We start from the raw sequence: 17,865 nt of genomic DNA, 5'->3' as shown, positions 1-17,865 counted from the left end.
GGCTCGCCTTCAGCGGGTAAAAATAGTTCTCAACAGCAAACATAGAGCACCTAAATTAACTCAAAGCGAATGGATTTCGGTATCTCGTTTCTCTCCAACAACCTCATGCTCCCGATCCTAGATTTTTTCTACGGGATCGTGCCAAGCTACGGTTTAGCGATCGTAGCACTGACGCTCGTGATTCGCTTTGCTCTTTATCCTCTCAACGCAGGCTCTCTTCGCAATATGCGGCGCATGAAAGTAGCGCAGCCATTGATGAAAGAGCGAGTAGATCAAATTCAAAAACTCTATAAAGACAATCCTGCCAAACAGCAGGAGGAAATGAGCAAAGTATACAAAGAATTTGGTAATCCTCTAGCAGGATGCTTCCCCTTGGTGCTGCAAATGCCAGTGCTGTTTGCACTGTTTGCAACGCTCAGGGGTTCGCCGTTTTCTGACATAAATTACAGCGTCAACGTTCAAGTTTTGCCCAAAGAGCAAATCGAAACTGTTCAACCGCAAGCTTTTGCTACACCGCCCCAAAATATTTACGTCACAGGTACTTTTCATGCTCCTGTTGTGGGCGTAATTCCAGGCGGCGACAAACTCGCAGTCGGCGACACAACCAAGATTAATTTTCAAACCCCAGAGGGCAAACCTCTCAAAGTTTTAGCTGCTGAAAATAAGAGCGAAATCGAATTTGAACCCGGCTGGAAAGTCATCAAAGGCGAAGATCTGATAAAGGTAGATGAACAGGGAAACATCACGGCATTAGCGCCCGGTGAAGCCACAGTTCAAGGCACAATCCCCGGATTGGCTAGTAACAAAGGATTCCTGTTTATTGAAGCTCTAGGTCGCGTTGGCGCGATCGACTCAGACGGTACAATCCACTGGGATATTTTGGTAATGATCCTGGGCTTCGGCATCAGTTTGTATATCAACCAAACCCTTTCAGGACAAGCACAAGGGCCAAACGACAACCCCCAACAGGCTACAGTCAACAAACTGACGCCAGTCATATTTTCAGGGATGTTTTTGTTCTTCCCGCTGCCCGCAGGCGTGTTGATGTATATGCTGATTGCTAACATCTTCCAAACAGTTCAATCGTTTATTTTGTCGCGAGAACCGCTGCCAGAAAACCTGCAAAAAATAGTGGACGAAGCAGAGGCGAAAACCCAAAAAGAACAAGGATTAGATGCACTTCCATTTGAACCCAAGCGTTCTAAGAAAAAGGCTTGATTTTAACAACAATGAAAGACTCTCAAATGCAGCGCGGACAGGCATGGTTAGAAGAATTGCTACAACTGTCCGCAATTCCTTCCAAAGTGGTATGCGAACAACGAGAAGATTGCTATTGGATGACAATAGATGAAAGCAATCTGACTAAAGAACAAGTTGCAATCTTAGTCGGGCCAAACGGTAATGTAATAGATGCCATTCAGTACCTCTGTAATACGGTTCAGAATATAGGTCAGGAAGTAGAGGAGTCAATTCCTTATACAGTTGAACTAAATGGCTATCGCATCCGCCGCCAAGAGGAATTGCGCTCGATGGCAGAGTACGCAGCAGATCAAGCCCGATCGACGGGAGTTGAATTTGAACTCAAATCGCTGTCTTCGGCAGAACGCCGTCAAGTCCACAGCTTTTTGAGCGAATGTGAGGATATAGAAACTTACAGTCAAGGACAAGAACCCGATCGGCGTTTGGTAGTGCGGCTGCGCTGACGGTAAATCAGGAAGAAGGAAGAAGGAAGAAGGAAGAAGTTAAAAATTAACTATTCCTTTTGACCTTTGAATTCAAGAAGTAGGAAGGCAAAAGATTATGGAGAGAATTTATATCCCTCATCTACTCACAAAAACTGAGCGGAAAGAGGTCATTGATTTTGAAGAATTTATCCCCGATTTAGAAACTCTTACTCCGGTGCGAGGGCGACTGCAAGTGACTCACCAGGGGAATTATCTTGAGGTGAAGGCCAAAGCAGAAACAATAGTTACTCTCACCTGCCACAGATGCTTGAAACAATACAATCATCGTTTGGCACTTAACTCCTCGGAACTAATCTGGCTCGAAGAAACAGCAAATCAAACAGATTCCAGTTCAGCAGAAATAGAAGTTGCTTTAGAAGATTTGGTGGAAAATTTGTCCCCAGGTGGCTATTTCTCTCCGGGCGATTGGGTGTACGAGCAAATGTGTTTGGAACTGCCGCACAAACAGATATGCGATACTGAATGTCCGGGAATTTCTTTAACTGATGATGCAAATACAGAAAGCTCAGAAACAATCTCAGACAGTCGCTGGGCGTCTCTGGAAGCACTTAAACGGCAATTGCCTTAGTCAGTTGGCAGTGGGCAGTTGGCAGTGGGCAGTTGGCATTAGCTAATAAGAAATAACAAAGAACAAATAACAAATAACCACTGACAACTAACAACTAACAACTAACCACTGACAACTGACTAATGACTATTTTTAGCGACGAGTTTGAACTACTGCTGCGATCGCGCTACCCCCTGATTTACATTCCCACACGGGAAGAAGAGCGCGTAGAATCGGCGATCGCCCAATGCGCCAAAAAACAGGGTTCTCGCGCTGTCTACATCTGGGATTTTGTTGATGGCTACCAAGGCAATCCCAACGATACCGGTTTTGGCAAGCGCAATCCGCTGCAAGCTTTGGAATTTCTCGAAAAATTACCCGCCACCGCGCCGGCAATTTTTATTCTGCGCGACTTTCAGCGGTTTTTGGAAGATGTCTCGATTTCCCGCAAACTGCGGAATTTGGCGAGACTCCTCAAATCTGTACCCAAAAATATTGTCATCGTATCTCCTATAGTTTCGATCCCAGAAGACCTCAGCGAAGTGATGACTGTTTTGGAGTTTCCCCTGCCTGCGGCGGCGGAAATCAAAATTGAGGTGGAAAGACTGTTAGGGGCTACCGGACAAGCGATTGAAGGGCGTTTGCTGGATGAAATGGTGCGCTCCTGTCAAGGGCTGTCGATCGAACGAATCCGCCGAGTTTTGGCAAAGGCGATCGCCACCAGAGGCGAACTCCATTCCGACGACGCGGAACTGATTTTAGAAGAAAAGCGCCAAACAATTCGCCAAACTCAAATTCTGGATTTTTACCCAGCCCGCGAAAATATCTCCGATATCGGCGGTTTGGACAATCTCAAAGAATGGCTGCTGCGGCGCGGCGGTGCTTTTTCCGATCGAGCCCGCCAATACGGTTTGCCGCATCCCAGAGGTTTATTGTTAGTCGGAATTCAAGGAACCGGAAAATCCTTAACAGCAAAGGCGATCGCCCACCACTGGCATTTGCCTTTACTTCGCTTGGATGTCGGGCGTTTGTTTGCCGGATTAGTCGGAGAATCGGAATCCCGCACCAGGCAAATGATTCAGCTAGCCGAAGCTTTGGCCCCCTGCGTGCTGTGGATTGACGAGATTGACAAAGCTTTTGCGGGATTGGACGGTAAAGGGGATTCCGGGACAACCAGCCGGGTGTTCGGGACTTTTATTACTTGGTTGGCAGAAAAAACTTCGCCGGTGTTTGTGGTAGCAACAGCCAACAACATCCAGTCTTTGCCGCCAGAAATGCTGAGAAAAGGCAGGTTTGACGAAATATTTTTTGTGGGTTTGCCCAGCCAGGAGGAACGGCGGGCGATTTTTGAGGTACATTTGTTGCGGTTGCGATCGCACAGCATCAAAAATTACGATTTAGAGCGCTTGGCTTACGAAACTCCCGATTTTTCAGGGGCTGAAATCGAGCAAACTTTGATTGAAGCCATGCACATTGGGTTTAGCCAAAATCGAGACTTTACGACAGATGATATTTTAGAATCAGCTAGTCAGATGGTGCCCTTAGCAAGAACAGCTCAAGAACAAATCCAGTTTCTCCAAGATTGGGCCGCTGCCGGGAAAGCTCGCCTTGCTTCTAGATACGGCAGTCTGAGCCGCCGGATTCAAGGTTAAGCTTTTGAAGTCAGTAGTCAGTAGTTAGTAGCCAGTTGTCAGTTGGCAGCTACCAGATTTTACTCAACATTCAGCAGTCAACACTCAACAATCAACTTTCTTCCTTCTTCCTTCTGCCTTCTGCCTGACATCCGTTACATCCGTTACACAATCCGTTGCCGAACTTCCTTCATTTGCGGTTTTATGAACAGTGTATATAGCGTTTTCAAATTTTTAGTGGGTTTTCTGCTAGCGATCGTCCTGATGGCAGGTGCTAGCGTGGCGGCTGCACTTTACTTTGCGGCTAAGCTAACTACTATCCCCGAAAAACCTGTTTTTTCCAACGACAAAACAGCAGTTCAGGTTGCGGGCGCTGCGCCGAAGTCAACAGCCCAGGCTAGCCCTGTTTCTACATCTAGCGATGCCCCGTCTCCCAAACCGCTGGAACCGGGAGCTTACCGCGCGATGGTGACTCAGCCGATCGGCTTAATTCTCCGGGATACTGGTAGCCGAGACTCGAACCGCATTGGCGGTGTTGGTTACAAGGAAAGAGTCGTAGTTTTGGAAGAGTCGCCCGACAAAGAGTGGCAGCGAATTCGGATTGAGGATGGCAATCGCGAAGGTTGGGTCAAAGGCGGCAATACTGAAAGAATTGAGGGCGAATAAAACTTAGATAGTAATTAGACAAAAAATATAGCCTTTCTCAGTAACATGAGGTGCTCATAGGGCATCGGGCATCCGGCATTGGCCAAACAGGGCATTGGCCAAACAGGGCATCGGGCATCGGACTCGCCCCCATACCTCACAACCCTTGAGAACCGCTATATACTCATCTCATTGTGAGGGCAGCGAAGCAATCGCAGTGTGAAAATTGTTCACCAACGCCGGGTTTTTTCCTGTCTATTGTTGCCCATAGCGATATACACATTTGTAACACAAAGTCAAGTTAAATTTATTTACGATATTTGAGATGGCAGTTTTATGCGCTGAGACTGCGGGTGCGATCGCCCCCTGCAAAATCCTGAATTTGACATAAAAGCCCAGCAGACAAAAGGTTTCAATAGCTAAAAGTCAACAGAAAAACTTGAACAAACATAAGTAAAACTTATGTTGTTCAGGAGAGTATGTTAAGAAAATTAGCAAAATTTTAAGGTTAGTTGCAAAACCCAGGCTGTTGTCACTGGCGCAGAGGCAAGAATGGTAGCTTGGATAACAAGATGTAAGTTTTCAGCTTAACAGCTACCAACAATAAAAAATATGTACGACAAACGTCCCGATCGAGATTTGGCGACTGCTGCTGTTACTGCAGCTTTGGGAGCTGGGGTCGTTACCTCTTTTGCGGTGAGCAGAGGCCAAAACCCGCTAGTAGCCATCGCAATTACTATTTTTGCAGCGGGAGTAGCTGTAATTTGCGATCGGTTCGGCTTAATTTAAGCGATCGTCGATTTTTTAATACACAGTCAACTTACGAGATGTTACACCATTCTCACTAAGCTTTTTATGAACAGGCAAGAAGCCTATTCCACAAGAAAATTCACTCTTTGTGGAACAGGCATCTTGCCTGTTCTTAAGAATGATGCAAGATGTGAGCTTATCAAAAAATCCCCGTTCTATTTGCAACTAGCAAAAGTGGGGATTTTTAGTGGCTAGTTTTTTGGTTAATCAGCGGTACTTTCCTAGACGCACTCGCCACATGAAGAAGCCGCGTTTCTTAACAAAAAACCTGCGATTTCAGACTCTTTACCAGACAAGAAATTAAGGTGATGACAACCTGCGCCCAAGTCTTGTGGTAATTTCTGCGGCAGCCCGATAAAATATTAGCCAGCACTACCCCAGAACTTAGGAATGAGAATTAAATAACTTAGAATGCGTGATGGTTCTTGTGGGATGGGCGTCCCGCCCGCCCTTTCTGGACGGGCGGGACGCCCATCCCACTTTCAAGAGTGTAAATTATTTAATTCGCGATCCTTATTGTCTTTTGGCATTAAAGGCTAAGATTATGCCTGCAAACTTTTTTGCTGAGTCTCGCGTCTCTAGAAGCAGCGATGCTATCTTAGTTGTTACCTGTAATTATTATTGACGGTAAATTTTTTAGAAAAACGGGTGCTTCGCGCTTTCCAGGTAGAACTTAGCGTTGATAGAATCCAAGCCAAGCGTGCCAAAAATCATTTTTGGCAGTTTGCTCACACAACCCACCCACAATTTCACACTAAAAAATTATGGAATCCCTTGCTTACCTCGAACTTGCTCTTGTTTGCGAAGCACCCGCAGAGTCGAAAATTTTTGATGAGCCCAATTGGCAAAACCTATCGAGTCAGACTTACGTCCGTTTGCTGTCTCTGGCTTTGATGCTGTCGGTTTTGAGTGCAGCCGGTGCGGCTTTTGCTCAAATAGATCCGGGATATCCCAATGTGCGAGCGATTCAAGACAGGTTGCGGGAACTCGGTTATTTTCCCAGATCATCGACAGGTCAACTCGGCCCGGTTACTAAACAGGCGCTGACTAACTTTCAGCGAGACTATCAACTGTCGCTGACTGGTAGGCCCGATCGAGCTACTGTGATAGCACTCAACAGTTTTGCCGGGGATGACGATCGACCTTTTAATACCTCTTTGACAACATACTATACAAATTATCGGGAGCTGCGTTTTGGAGACGCGGGTGCAGATGTTTCGGCACTCCAGCGCAGGTTGCAGCAGCTAGGCTACTTCAGCGCCCATCCCACAGGGAGTTTTCGCGAAGTTACTCAAAATGCGGTTAGATACTTCCAGCGAATTAATCGACTGCGGGTAACTGGAGTTGCCGATAGACAAACTTTAGCTTTGCTGTTTGGTTCCACCCGGCCGGTTCCCCCCGTGACGCTTCCAGGGAATATTTCGGGAAATGGCGGTTGCAAGGGGCTGCGGTTTGGGGACAGAGGGGCGACGGTAGACTTGATCCAGCGGCAATTAAAAGCTTTGGGCTATTTTGAAGGCGGCGTTGACGGCAAGTTTCGCGAACGCACTCTCTACGCTGTGACTCGTTTTCAGCAAGATTACAATCTCGTTTCTGACGGCTGCGCTGACACTGCTACTTTGACTGCTATCGATGCCCAGATGAGGCAAGCTGAAATTACCTCGTGGACTGAGGAAGATGACCAACAGAGTAATGCCGGAGATTTTCTGGAGTTGGGCGACAGAGGCCGACAAGTAGAATTTGTGCAGCGGCGGCTGCAAGAATTGGGTTATTACAGGAGCCAGATTCACGGTTGGTTCGATCGACCAACTCAAGCAGCTTTGATCCGCTTTCAGAGAGATAGCGGGCTGTTCGGGACTGGAAGGGTCGATCGCAGCACTCGATCGGCTTTGCGGCAAGGCAACAGGCAGGCAGCAGCGCCTCTGCCGCAAATTGCCGCTGGTCTGCGACGGGGCGATACTGGGCCTGCTGTCCGACAACTTCAGTCTGCGCTCAGAAGTCTGGGCAAAAACCCCGGCCCGGTGAACGGAGTATTTGGAGCCGAGACCGAGTTTGCGGTGCTGTCGTTTCAGCAGGAACGCAATTTGTCACCGGCGACGGGTATTGCCACTCCGGCGACTTTGGCTGCGCTCCAAAACGGATTAGCTGGGCGGCTAGCTGTTCCTGCTGTTCCAATTAGCAGCAGTTTCAACTCTCGATCGAGCATTCAGCAATTACAAAGGCGGCTGCAAGACCTCGGCTTTTACACAGGCTCGATCAGCGGAGTTTTTGATGGTTCGACGAGAGACGCCCTCGATCGAGCTCAGCGCAGCTACGGGGTTAGCAGCGACGATTTGTTGAGCCAAACTTTTTAGCCCCTGGCTTGCGGACGCTACATCAAAGAAATCGGGTTTCTTGTTTCCGACTCATAAAAAATACTCGGTAAGTGGGAAACTCAGTGGCTTCAGCCCGCTCGTGGAAAACGACACGGCGATTTCAATCGCCTTGAATCCCCTTGCGGGGTTAGAGGGGTATGGTTGCCCCTCTATGGAGATATGGTTGTCTCCGAGTCCCTTTCGGGTAATGTTAGCTTCGCCAAGGTTATAAGAGCTTTTTAAACCTGCAACACTTTCTCAGTGACTTTAAGACTGTTTAATTGCAGATGACAGAGCGGAAAACTAGCTTCGCATTCGCCGGTGTCGTGACTCAAATAACGTAGTCAGTTAAGACTTAAGCTGGTCAGAATAGCTTGTAATTTCTTACAAGCTCAGTGGCTTTAGCCCTGAGTTCCTGACTCCTGAAATGATGTATTTTTCTTAAGAAACCCGGTTTCTGCGTAACTCTGATCGCACTTGGGCTACCGATTTTTGTTAAAACTTGTAACAAGTCGTACTTGAAATGCGAAAATAGTGTAAGGTCACTCGATTGAATCCGGTGCGGTGCTGCCGTTCTGGGCGATCGACCTGGGACAAGACCAATTGCTAGAAACCAAAGACGGCCATCCCATCCGCAAAGCTTCGTGGCACACCGTATGAATGGTTAGCTGGCAGTCTAGCAGGTGCAACCCAGACTTTTCAGCTTGCTTCATGCCAATTTTCAAAATCGAATCGTTGTTAAATTCGATCGTTCTGTTGCACTGAACGCAGACTAGGTGGTGGTGGTGATGCGGGTAAGGCTGGTTTATTTCATAGTGTTTGTGACCTTCTGCTAGTTCGAGTTCGCGGAGGAGGCTCATCCTTGCCATTAACTTTAAAGTTCGGTAAATGGTGGACAAGCTAATGTTTTCGCCGCGATTTTTTAACAAAGTGTACAAATCCTCGGCACTCAGGTGATTGCCTTTGGGGAGGTTCTGAAACACGTGCAAGATGGTTTCCCGTTGGGGAGTCATCCGCCAGCCTTTGTCATTGAGTTCGGATTTGAATGAGGACGCGGTATAAAGTGCCATAGTGACCCTCTCAAGAAAGTCTGCCTATTGACAATAATACACAACGATCGAGATATTTTGCAAATATCGCAGCTTATTGAAAAAAGGTTGAGGAAAAAATTTGGTTTTTGATATTGTTTGACTTTTAACCAGTTTTATGAGTGATCTCAAATCCGGTAGCATCGGAATTATTCATCTCTGTATTCTCTCCCTCTGCGTTCTCTGCGCCCTCTGCGGTTAAATCATTCCGATACAACCGGAAACGATATGAAAGCATCCAGGATACAAGCCCCCGGATTCATCCGTGGGGTCAATACTTCAATTCTTTAATCTAAAATCTAAAATCTAAAATCGATTGACTTGCAGCAGAGGACAGAGAAGTGGTTGAGAAGTAAATATTGTTACTTCTGCCGAATGCCTCATGCCTTCTGCACAAGTGCCAGATGCCTTGCTCCCTGATTAATCGCGCTGACTGACCGTCCCAATTTAAGTCAAAGACTCCAGATAGTCGCGGACGCGGTTGCGACGCTTAGGTTGGCGGAGTTTTTGCAAAGCTTTGGCTTCAATTTGGCGGACACGCTCGCGGGACAAGTCGAGGGCACGACCGATTTCTGCCAGCGAATAGGGGTGTCCGTCACCCAAACCAAAGCGCATCAGAATTACATCTCGCTCGCGGCTGGTCAAATCTGCCAGCAGTTGCTGCAAGTCGCGGTGCAGAGCTTCTCGCATCAGCATTTCTTCTGGGGAGATGCTGTCGGTTTCGAGCAAGTCGCCCAACTCTGTATCTTTTTCGTTGCCCACTTTAGTTTCCAAAGAAACCGAACGGGGGACTCGCAGCAAAACTTCTCGGACTTGGGGCGCTGTCATGTCCAACTCGACAGCGATGTCTTCGATCGTAGCTGTCCGACCTTTTTCTTGAGAAATTTTGCGCTGGGCTTTTTTGATTTTGTTCAGTTTTTCGGTGATGTGGACGGGGAGGCGAATGGTGCGGCTTTGAGTGGCGATCGCCCGCGTAATTCCCTGCCGAATCCACCAGTAGGCATAGGTGCTAAACCGATAGCCCCGCGTCGGGTCAAACTTTTCTACAGCTCGCTCCAGTCCGAGAGTACCTTCTTGTATTAAGTCGAGCAATTCTAAACCGCGATTTTGATATTTTTTCGCCACCGAAACCACTAGGCGCAGGTTCGCCTTAATCATGTGGTCTTTAGCTTCGACGCCTTCAGCTTGAATTCTTTCGATCGCCTCCACCGTCATTTCTGCTAACTCGGCCCACTGGCGCTTGCCTTCGGACATAATTCGCTTGAGTTCTGGCACGTCACCGACACCGGCGGTTAATGCCCAGCGTTCCAGGGAAGGTTTATGTCCCAATTGTGCGGACAAGCGATCGCGCACTTCAATTAAATGCACGAAGCGTCCAATTAGTCCTTCTTCCTGGGAGGCGACGGTGTTGCGTAATTCCAGCAATTTGATATAGCGCTGAACTTTTTGAGCTTCCGAGACTTCTTCGTCTCTACCCAAGAGACGAACCCGACCTATTTCTTGGAGGTACAGGCGCACTAAATCTGTAGTGCGACGGTTGGCATTTTTTTGCAATTTGGCTGCTGGGTCTGCATCTTCTGTCTCTGCTGGGTCTTGGTCGAGCAGTTCGTCTCCAGCTTCTTCAGCATCTTCATCCAACACATCACCTTGCAAGGGATTGACTTGCAGTTGTTCGTCGAATTCAGCTTCAGCGTAAAAAGAGGTGGCTGGCATAGTGATTTTCTCAGTTGCTCCGGTGAAAAGATGCTACGCTTAGCGGTTATTTATAATTAAGATGCCCATTTGGTTAAGACGAAGCATCACCGCTTTGTGTTTCTTTAGTAACTTTTCTGACTTTTCTGCTGTTGTTCGATCGAACTTTTGCTGCCCCACTTGTTTTACCAAGATTCTGGAAAACGCTAAGAACTTTCTGATGTAACAGGTTGAAGGCCCGAAAAGTGTGCTTTACTTCTTTGTTTATGTAGCTAGTATAGATAGTGACTGGCTAGAAACAAGTGACGTTAGTCAGAAGTTAAGTTAATCTTCATCACCGATAAGCTGGTTCCCGATCACTTCGGAAAATTAGCCATTTTTTTAATAAAACTTTATATAACTCGGCGCTGTGGATTAAATACGCTGCCGTGAGCGCGGGAGTTTAATCCATTATAGAATATGGGTTTCAGAGTGGCTAGAGTCCCCAGTACCGAGTTATTGGCTGACGCAAAAACCGGGTTTCTCGATGTCTTTTGCGTAAGTCATGAGTTTGAGGGGGCGATCGACCGATAATTGTTTTGCTATTGGCGGCTGCTTCGGGCTTAACATCAGGCCCAGCACACCGGCATCTGAAACCGGGTTTTTTGCCCTGGGCCTGCATATAAAGCGCAAGTTTTTCCTCGCTGTTACCCGGTTGATCGGGTTTTAGTGAGAATGGTGCGATCCTCTTCGAGGGCTTCGCTAACGCGCGCGAGTCATTGGTAACAAGTTAAGCTAAGAAAGCATTGTCAATCAGCAATTATGCTCAACATTTACTCGGATTTTGGGCATAAAACTGAGATTTGGGCGATCGAGGAATCATGCCTCCCATGATATTTATATTTACTCCCTCTCAAATCGTAAATTTTCCACTCCTAAAAAAGCAGTTTTTTTTGAGTAATATTACTGATTGACAAATGCAGTTAAGTCTTAACTTGTCACCAATGGGCGCGAGTCAACTCAAATTAAAATTGCTAGCGGGGGTAAAGTTTCATCAGTTCCCTCACCTGTTCGGCGTGATAGGAACTGCGAGTTAAGGGAGAAGCGACAACTTGCAAGAATCCCAAAGATTCGCCAAACTTTCTCCAAGCATCAAACTGTTCTGGAGGCACAAAGTTTTCGACGTTCAAGTGCTTTTGAGTCGGTTGCAGGTACTGTCCAACTGTTAAAATATCGCAGCCGACAGCCCGTAAGTCCTGCATCGCCTCCCGAATTTCGGCGTCTGTTTCTCCGAGTCCCACCATGATGCCGGATTTGGTGTAAACCCCAGGTGCGAGTTCGCGACTTCGCTGCAATAGTTCCAAGGTGCGATCGTACTTTCCTTGCGGCCGCACCTTGCGGTAAAGTCGCTTTACGGTTTCGGTATTGTGGTTGAGTACCTCTGGGCGGGCTGCGAGAATAATTTCTAAAGCTTGCCAGTTGCCACACAAGTCGGGAATCAAAACTTCTATAGTTGTATCGGGCATCGCCGATCGCACTGCTTGAATGCACTCGACAAACTGAGACGCGCCCCCATCCGGCAAATCGTCCCGGTTGACAGAGGTAATCACGACGTGGTTGAGTTTGAGTCGCTGCACTGCTTGCGCCAATCTTTGGGGTTCTGTGGGATCTAAAGGTTGGGGCTTTTTCTCAAAATCGATGTCGCAGTAAGGACAGGCGCGGGTACAAGCCGGGCCCATAATCAAAAATGTCGCAGTACCTGCGTTGAAGCATTCGCCGATGTTCGGACACGACGCCTCCTCGCAAACCGTATTCAGGGATAAATCCCGCAAAATTTCTTTGACGTTGCCGACGCGCTCCCACTGAGGGGCTTTAACTCGCAACCACTGGGGCTTAACTGTCACGTCTGTCTCCGCCTGAGTAGTGTTTTACAAATAATTATATACGAGGTTGCTAAATTTTTACTTGAATGTGATAAGCTTAAAATCTAGTGACTAATTTCGGGATGTAGCGCAGCTTGGTAGCGCACCTCGTTCGGGACGAGGGGGTCGCAGGTTCAAATCCTGTCATCCCGATTGCTTTTAACTCTTCACAGGTAACGGGTTTCAAATTTATTACCCTCTAGGATATTCCACTTTCCGCTCATCCTTCGCTCAGTCCGACTCTTCTAAGTAGCTGAGTATCTCCAAAACTGCTTCAAATCCTGTCATCCAGATTATAAAATTAGATTGGATCTGCCCCCGCAAGTGAGTGTGTTTTGGGCGATCGTCCGGGTGTGTATATTTGTGGTACGCATAAATTAGTCGATCGGGCGATTCCCTACGGGATAGCTGCGCTTCACGGGCGGGTTAATTTTCCTTTGCGAAAAAATCAACTCTAGCGACTGTTTTGGCAGACGGAATTATAGAATAAAACGTAAACAATCAGAGCAGCAGTAGAGAGTAGAGAACAAGTCTTTGCCTTCTCCCTCTGTGATGATTTGGGACTGTGTTTGATCGCAGGTACTTACTCAATGCTGAGAACTTTGAGCAAGGTTTGAAACCGGAGGCAAGTATAAATACTGCAATAATTCTTAAATACAAGTTAATTAAGATTTACATCTTGAGATAGATGAATTAATAGCTGAATGAGCTTATAATAAAAGCTAGTTCTTAGCGGGTCTAAAATTAACCCGAAAACCGGAGGATATTCCAATGCAAATAAGTGGCAAAGCCTTCGGCTCCTGCTCTCGCTGCGAAACAGTACCCGCCAAAATAGAGGGCAGGGGAGGTCTATACCTGTGGTTTCCAGTATCGCACACGCTGACCAAGGTTATTTCTGCACTAACCAAGGCTGAACTTGAATTCCGGCTGTTAGAAGAGAGCAAGTGTTTGTACATTATGCTTGACGGAATAGCAAAAGAAAAGTTTAACGCCCTAGCATCATCGGTGCTGACAAGTCAAGAGTTGAAAGAGACTAAAGTTTTGTGGATGCGCGAAGTTGAACAGCCAAAACTTAGCGATTTTTATCGCAGCACTTCCTTAGACTCTTTTATTAACTTCAGCCAGTCTGATTGGCTGTTAGATTTATTGTCCGAAGAACGCATTACTACGCATTTTCAGCCCATTGTTTATACCTCAGACACTTCTAAAATTTTTGCCCATGAAGCCCTGCTCCGAGGAATTGACGAACAAGGAAACTTAATTTATCCGGGTCGGATTTTTGCCCAAGCAGAATCAGCAGGCCTAATTTTTCAACTAGATGTTTTAGCCCGGACTCGCGCTATCCGCGAAGCCCATGTTTACGATATCAAAGAACTACTTTTTATTAATTTTTCTCCGACTTCAGTTTACGATCCCGCTACGTGTCTGCGAAGGACAGTACAGGCTATTGATGAAGCGGGAATTCCTCACAGCAATATTGTTTTTGAAGTAGCCGAATCTCAGCACCCTCCTGATATGGATCACTTGATTAATATTCTGAGGTTTTACCGAGAAGCGGGATTTTTAATTGCCCTGGACGATTTTGGCAGCGGTTCTTCTAATTTAAATTTGATGCACCAACTGCGTCCTGATTTTATTAAGTTGGATATGGAATTAATTCGCAACGTCCATCAAGATTATTATAAGGCACTAATTACTGAAAAGATGTTAGAAATTGCCGCTCAATTAGAAATTAAAACTATTGCTGAAGGTGTGGAAACTTTGGAAGAGTTTGAGTGGGTGCGGGAACGGGGAGCAACTTTTGTTCAAGGTTATTTGATTGCTAAGCCGACTTCTCCGCCGATCGCAGTTACGAGCTATATTGGTGCTCAAGCAGTACCTATTTCTGCTTAGATGGTTTCCAGTTGCGATTTGGCGCTACATTTGCTCGTTTTGCTCGTCCCCAGGCTCTGCCTGGGAACGCATATCAGGAGGCTCTGCCTCCATTAAAATGAGACAACGATTTGGAGGCAGACCCTCCGAATCTTCATTACCAGGCTCTGCCTGGTAACGAGAATAACTAGCATTTTAAACGCTCAAATTGCGTCGCAGAAAGCTTTCTAAGGATTCCATTCTCATGCCGTAGATTGATTCCAAGTTTTGCACTTCTTCGGGAGTGCAGAAATACTCGTTACCCAGCAATACGCGCAAAGTTCCTAAGTCTTTTTGAGCTTGAGGATTCAATAAACCCAACGCATTTCTCAAACCGTCAAACACCATCAGTGGCGGGTTGATTACTATCGGTTCGCGCTTGAATAATCGTCCAAAAATGCGGGGAATGTCGTCTCTTGTCAGCACATCCGGGCCACCGACTCGCAGAATTTGGTTGCGGGCGCCTTCGACTGTTGCCGAGTTTGCGGCAATATGAGCTAAGTCGTCGGTACTGACAACAGAGGTGCGGTTTTTGCCATCGCCAATCAGCAGGTAAAGTCCGGTTTCTCGAAATCTTTCTGCTAGGGGTAACAAGCTGGAAGCAAAACCGGCAGGCCGCAAGATTGTATAATTCAATCCGCTGTTTTGCAGGTATTTTTCAACTTCTCGCTTGGCTTTGAATACTGCGGAATCTTCGTATCCTCGATCGACTCCCAGTACCGAAATAAAGACAAAGTGCTGCACTCCGGCTTCTTTGGCGCAGTCGATCAATTCTATGTTAGCGCGGTAGTGTACTGCTTGAACGTCGCCGCCGGTGCCGTGGCTGCTGATGATGTACTGCACTCCTTGGCAGGCTTTTTTAATATCTTTGTCTTGTTTTAAGTCGCCGATAAAAATCTCGGCGCCTCGGTTTTCTAGTTCAGAGTAGCGAGATGCGAGGCGAACGAATGCGCGGACAGGCTTCTCTTGCTGTCTGATTTCTCGTACAATTCGGCGGCCTAGTGCGCCTGTTGCTCCGGTTACTAAGAACATGATTTTTAGTTGTTGGTTGTTACTTACATATTGCACTTTTCTCAATAGTAGGGAAGATGCCTGTTCCACAAAGAGTTAATTTTATTGTGGTGTGGGCATCCTGTCCGCCCATCGAAGGCTTATTGAGAATGGGGCAAGATGTCAATTGTTATTAACCTTATAACTTATAAATCAAATTTCGACAATTACGGGGGCGTGGTCGCTGGGTTTGATTAATTTTCTGGGAGCAATATCTATTGTACAGTTTTTTGCTTGTTCGTACAGGGGAGGGCTGAGATAATGGTGGTCGATTCTCCAGCCGTTGTTGCGTGGAAATGCGGCGGCGCGGTAGTCCCACCAGCTATAATGGCCGCCTTCTGTGGTGAATTTGCGAAAGGGGTCGTTTAATCCTAATTCTATTATTTCTGTTAGTGCGAGGCGCTCGGCGACAGACAAGCCGACGGAGTTAGCATTGGCTTTGGGATTGTGGATATCTCGATCGTCCGGCACGATGTTGAAGTCGCCGCAAATGCACAAGTTGGGGGATTTATCTAGTGCTATTTTGAGGTATTCTTGCAGCAGTTTGAGCCACTTTAGTTTGTACTCATATTTCTCGCTGCCAACTTCGGAACCGTTGGGAACGTATACGCAAATAATGCAAATATCGTCTATAACCCCGGCTATTAGGCGTTTTTGTTCGTCAAAAATACCTGCGGTTTCGTCGCCGAGAAGGGGGGCAAATCCGGTGCTGATTTTCGTTAGGGGCGATCGGCTAAAAATGGCGACGCCGTTGTAGGATTTTTGACCGGAAATGTAGCAGTTATAGCCGAGGTTTGTAAAGGGTTCTAGGGGGAAGTCTTTGTCTGGAACTTTGGTTTCTTGCAGGCAGAGAACGTCTGGGGAGTTGGTTTGCAACCAGCTAGTAACGTGTTCTAGGCGGGTGCGGATTGAGTTGACGTTCCAGGTGGCGATTTTCATTTTTTGTTTGTTATATACTCTCTGATTACTGGCGCGATCGTAAAGTGCGATCGCCCATTTTGTTTGACTGTTTCAACTAATGACCGTCGTCCTAAAGATTGCATGACTTTCAAGAGTTCGGGCGGTGATAATTGCAGGTTTTCTGGTATTTTTGAGATGTCGGCAGGTTCGGGGGTATTGGCTAGCCATGCGATCGCCTGTTGTTCGGATGCGGTTAGGCGATCGAAATGCTGGTGCAGCAGAGATTCTAAGTCACCTAAGAACAGGGTATCATAGGAGAGGAATTCGGAAACGCTACCGCCGAATAAGTCTTGAATCATAGTTGCAACTATATTTAACCAGGATGGATTGCCTCGGTAAAGGTCGATTAGTTCTGACCATTTCTCCGGTTCTCCTAAACCTTTTTCTCTAAAGATTTCTTGTGCTTCCGGGCCTAAACCCTTGAGTTGCAGAGATTTGCAGGGGCGGTTTTCGCATTCTAAGGCGGCGATTTCTCTGGGTTTTTCCCAACTCAGCAGGATTAAGCAACTGTTGTGGGATGATTCTGTTAGTTGTTTGAAGAATGCGCCGTAATTTTCATATCCTGGCTGGTAAGTTCCTGCGAGTTGTTGGCTGCTAAAGATTGTTTGGATATCATCGAGGATGATGAGACAGCGGTGCGATCGTAAATATTCTAGTAGGGGCAATCCCCCCGTGGTTGCCCTTTCTTCGGGATAGGGGGCGGGCACGGGGACACCGCCCCTACAGAATTTAATTAAGTCGGTTTGGAGTGACGCCAGCGGTGGGGAGTTGCGGAGGCTTCGCCAGATAGTGCGATCGAATTCGTGTTGAATTTGTGGGATTAGTTGGAGTGTAAGGGCGGTTTTGCCAATACCGGATAAGCCTAAAATGGTGATGAGGCGGGTGCGGCCCAAAATCCAGTTTTCTAGGGTGGTGAGTTCGGATGTGCGGTTATAGAATAGGTTGGGTTCTGGTGCATCAGCTAAATCTAAATGTACTTCAGGTTCGGAATTGCTTGTTTTTTCGTTAAATCTATCCTTGTCTTGCGGTTCAGGTTGTGAGATTTTTAGGGAGTGCAAAGTCTCAGCGGAGACGCTACCAATTTGTATATAGTCTTTCCCGAAACATGAGATATTGGAAAATCGCCAATTTTGTAATTTTTCTCTAATATTTGCTTTGCAAACCTCTTCATCTTCTAATGCAACTGATAGAAGTTTCCATAATTTAAAGCCAACCTCTTTAACGTATTTCTCTGAACGTTTGTGATGCTGTGCAATTTCTTTATATTTCTGATTGTCCCAAGCGCCACGTAGTATAGCTTTTTGCAGACTATCTAAGTGTTTTCCCGTAGTAGTCAAAGCTAGACGGTCTACAAATTCTAAAGCTTCTTCAACGTCCATCGGTCAGGCAGATGCAAGGGGTTGACCTGATTGTAACCCAACTAAATATGACTTTTTCAGTAGCAACCAACTAAATGTGACTTTTTATGACCTAGTTGGGATGAAAAAACTACTAAATATGACTTTATATGGCTTGACAAGATTTGGTATTT

The 17,865-nt window shown here is 46.6% G+C and carries 13 protein-coding genes, 1 tRNA gene and 1 pseudogene; 9 read left to right on the top strand and 6 right to left on the bottom strand.

Annotated features, from left to right (window positions below; all coding sequences use genetic code 11):
- The first annotated feature begins 69 nt into the window (after positions 1–69).
- From yidC to QUB11_RS08970, 7 genes are all read left to right on the top strand, one after another.
- Positions 70–1,218, top strand: coding sequence for a membrane protein insertase YidC (gene yidC, locus QUB11_RS09000; RefSeq protein ID WP_333205435.1), 1,149 nt, complete (start codon positions 70–72; stop codon positions 1,216–1,218).
- An 11-nt stretch (positions 1,219–1,229) separates the two neighbouring features.
- A complete protein-coding gene (locus QUB11_RS08995; RefSeq protein ID WP_333205434.1) occupies positions 1,230–1,703 on the top strand; it encodes a R3H domain-containing nucleic acid-binding protein in 474 nt (157 codons plus the stop codon).
- A gap of 97 nt (positions 1,704–1,800) precedes the next feature.
- Entirely contained in the window at positions 1,801–2,313 is a 513-nt protein-coding gene (locus QUB11_RS08990; protein ID WP_333205433.1) for a YceD family protein, read from the top strand.
- A gap of 122 nt (positions 2,314–2,435) precedes the next feature.
- Entirely contained in the window at positions 2,436–3,944 is a 1,509-nt protein-coding gene (locus QUB11_RS08985; protein WP_333205432.1) for an AAA family ATPase, read from the top strand.
- 183 nt (positions 3,945–4,127) lie between these two features.
- Positions 4,128–4,589: an SH3 domain-containing protein gene (locus QUB11_RS08980; RefSeq protein ID WP_333205431.1), complete on the top strand. Its 462-nt coding sequence runs from the start codon at positions 4,128–4,130 to the stop codon at positions 4,587–4,589.
- Positions 4,590–5,180: 591 nt separating this feature from the next.
- Positions 5,181–5,357 (top strand): hypothetical protein, encoded by a 177-nt coding sequence (locus tag QUB11_RS08975; RefSeq protein WP_242724391.1) that lies wholly within the window; start codon positions 5,181–5,183, stop codon positions 5,355–5,357.
- Positions 5,358–6,142: 785 nt separating this feature from the next.
- Positions 6,143–7,732 carry a peptidoglycan-binding protein gene (locus QUB11_RS08970; protein WP_333205430.1) on the top strand — a complete coding sequence of 530 codons (1,590 nt, stop codon included), beginning with the start codon at positions 6,143–6,145 and terminating at the stop codon, positions 7,730–7,732.
- Between the two features lie 542 nt (positions 7,733–8,274).
- Here QUB11_RS08970 and QUB11_RS08965 read toward each other — a convergent pair.
- The 3 genes and pseudogenes from QUB11_RS08965 to lipA form a co-directional block, all read right to left on the bottom strand.
- Positions 8,275–8,802 carry a transcriptional repressor gene (locus QUB11_RS08965; protein WP_332943884.1) on the bottom strand — a complete coding sequence of 176 codons (528 nt, stop codon included), beginning with the start codon at positions 8,800–8,802 and terminating at the stop codon, positions 8,275–8,277.
- 465 nt (positions 8,803–9,267) lie between these two features.
- Positions 9,268–10,533, bottom strand: coding sequence for an RNA polymerase sigma factor SigC (gene sigC, locus QUB11_RS08960; RefSeq protein ID WP_333205429.1), 1,266 nt, complete (start codon positions 10,531–10,533; stop codon positions 9,268–9,270).
- Between the two features lie 992 nt (positions 10,534–11,525).
- Positions 11,526–12,401: pseudogene (lipA, locus tag QUB11_RS08955) on the bottom strand (lipoyl synthase); the annotation flags it as partial.
- 91 nt (positions 12,402–12,492) lie between these two features.
- Between lipA and QUB11_RS08950 the strand changes: the two are divergent.
- Together QUB11_RS08950 and QUB11_RS08945 are read left to right on the top strand one after the other, a co-directional pair.
- Positions 12,493–12,566 (top strand) — tRNA-Pro (locus QUB11_RS08950).
- Positions 12,567–13,184: 618 nt separating this feature from the next.
- The gene (locus tag QUB11_RS08945) at positions 13,185–14,306 is read left to right on the top strand and encodes an EAL domain-containing protein (RefSeq protein ID WP_333205428.1); all 1,122 of its coding nucleotides are present in this window, start codon (positions 13,185–13,187) and stop codon (positions 14,304–14,306) included.
- A 174-nt stretch (positions 14,307–14,480) separates the two neighbouring features.
- Here the strand turns inward: QUB11_RS08945 and QUB11_RS08940 are convergent, their stop codons facing one another.
- From QUB11_RS08940 to QUB11_RS08930, 3 genes are all read right to left on the bottom strand, one after another.
- Positions 14,481–15,356 carry an SDR family oxidoreductase gene (locus tag QUB11_RS08940; RefSeq protein WP_333205427.1) on the bottom strand — a complete coding sequence of 292 codons (876 nt, stop codon included), beginning with the start codon at positions 15,354–15,356 and terminating at the stop codon, positions 14,481–14,483.
- A gap of 171 nt (positions 15,357–15,527) precedes the next feature.
- Positions 15,528–16,313, bottom strand: coding sequence for an exodeoxyribonuclease III (gene xth / locus QUB11_RS08935; protein ID WP_333205426.1), 786 nt, complete (start codon positions 16,311–16,313; stop codon positions 15,528–15,530).
- Positions 16,310–17,713 (bottom strand): NB-ARC domain-containing protein, encoded by a 1,404-nt coding sequence (locus QUB11_RS08930; protein ID WP_333205425.1) that lies wholly within the window; start codon positions 17,711–17,713, stop codon positions 16,310–16,312. The genes xth and QUB11_RS08930 overlap by 4 nt, the downstream gene beginning before the upstream one ends.
- Positions 17,714–17,865 lie beyond the last annotated feature (152 nt).

It is taken from the genome of Microcoleus sp. B6-A1 (assembly GCF_036705085.1).
In the GTDB taxonomy this organism is placed as follows: domain Bacteria; phylum Cyanobacteriota; class Cyanobacteriia; order Cyanobacteriales; family Microcoleaceae; genus Microcoleus.
The sequence above is the reverse complement of the archived record's forward strand: the minus strand, read 5'-3'. Positions and strand labels throughout refer to the sequence as shown.

What these genes read in the sequence shown, in the direction of transcription:
- xth (WP_333205426.1), bottom strand. Translation starts at nt 16,313, where the DNA reads ATGAAAATCGCCACCTGGAACGTCAACTCAATCCGCACCCGCCTAGAA.
- QUB11_RS08975 (WP_242724391.1), top strand. Translation starts at nt 5,181, where the DNA reads ATGTACGACAAACGTCCCGATCGAGATTTGGCGACTGCTGCTGTTACT.
- QUB11_RS08970 (WP_333205430.1), top strand. Translation starts at nt 6,143, where the DNA reads ATGGAATCCCTTGCTTACCTCGAACTTGCTCTTGTTTGCGAAGCACCC.
- yidC (WP_333205435.1), top strand. Translation starts at nt 70, where the DNA reads ATGGATTTCGGTATCTCGTTTCTCTCCAACAACCTCATGCTCCCGATC.
- QUB11_RS08965 (WP_332943884.1), bottom strand. Translation starts at nt 8,802, where the DNA reads ATGGCACTTTATACCGCGTCCTCATTCAAATCCGAACTCAATGACAAA.
- QUB11_RS08945 (WP_333205428.1), top strand. Translation starts at nt 13,185, where the DNA reads ATGCAAATAAGTGGCAAAGCCTTCGGCTCCTGCTCTCGCTGCGAAACA.
- QUB11_RS08995 (WP_333205434.1), top strand. Translation starts at nt 1,230, where the DNA reads ATGAAAGACTCTCAAATGCAGCGCGGACAGGCATGGTTAGAAGAATTG.
- QUB11_RS08985 (WP_333205432.1), top strand. Translation starts at nt 2,436, where the DNA reads ATGACTATTTTTAGCGACGAGTTTGAACTACTGCTGCGATCGCGCTAC.
- QUB11_RS08990 (WP_333205433.1), top strand. Translation starts at nt 1,801, where the DNA reads ATGGAGAGAATTTATATCCCTCATCTACTCACAAAAACTGAGCGGAAA.
- QUB11_RS08940 (WP_333205427.1), bottom strand. Translation starts at nt 15,356, where the DNA reads ATGTTCTTAGTAACCGGAGCAACAGGCGCACTAGGCCGCCGAATTGTA.
- sigC (WP_333205429.1), bottom strand. Translation starts at nt 10,533, where the DNA reads ATGCCAGCCACCTCTTTTTACGCTGAAGCTGAATTCGACGAACAACTG.
- QUB11_RS08930 (WP_333205425.1), bottom strand. Translation starts at nt 17,713, where the DNA reads ATGGACGTTGAAGAAGCTTTAGAATTTGTAGACCGTCTAGCTTTGACT.
- QUB11_RS08980 (WP_333205431.1), top strand. Translation starts at nt 4,128, where the DNA reads ATGAACAGTGTATATAGCGTTTTCAAATTTTTAGTGGGTTTTCTGCTA.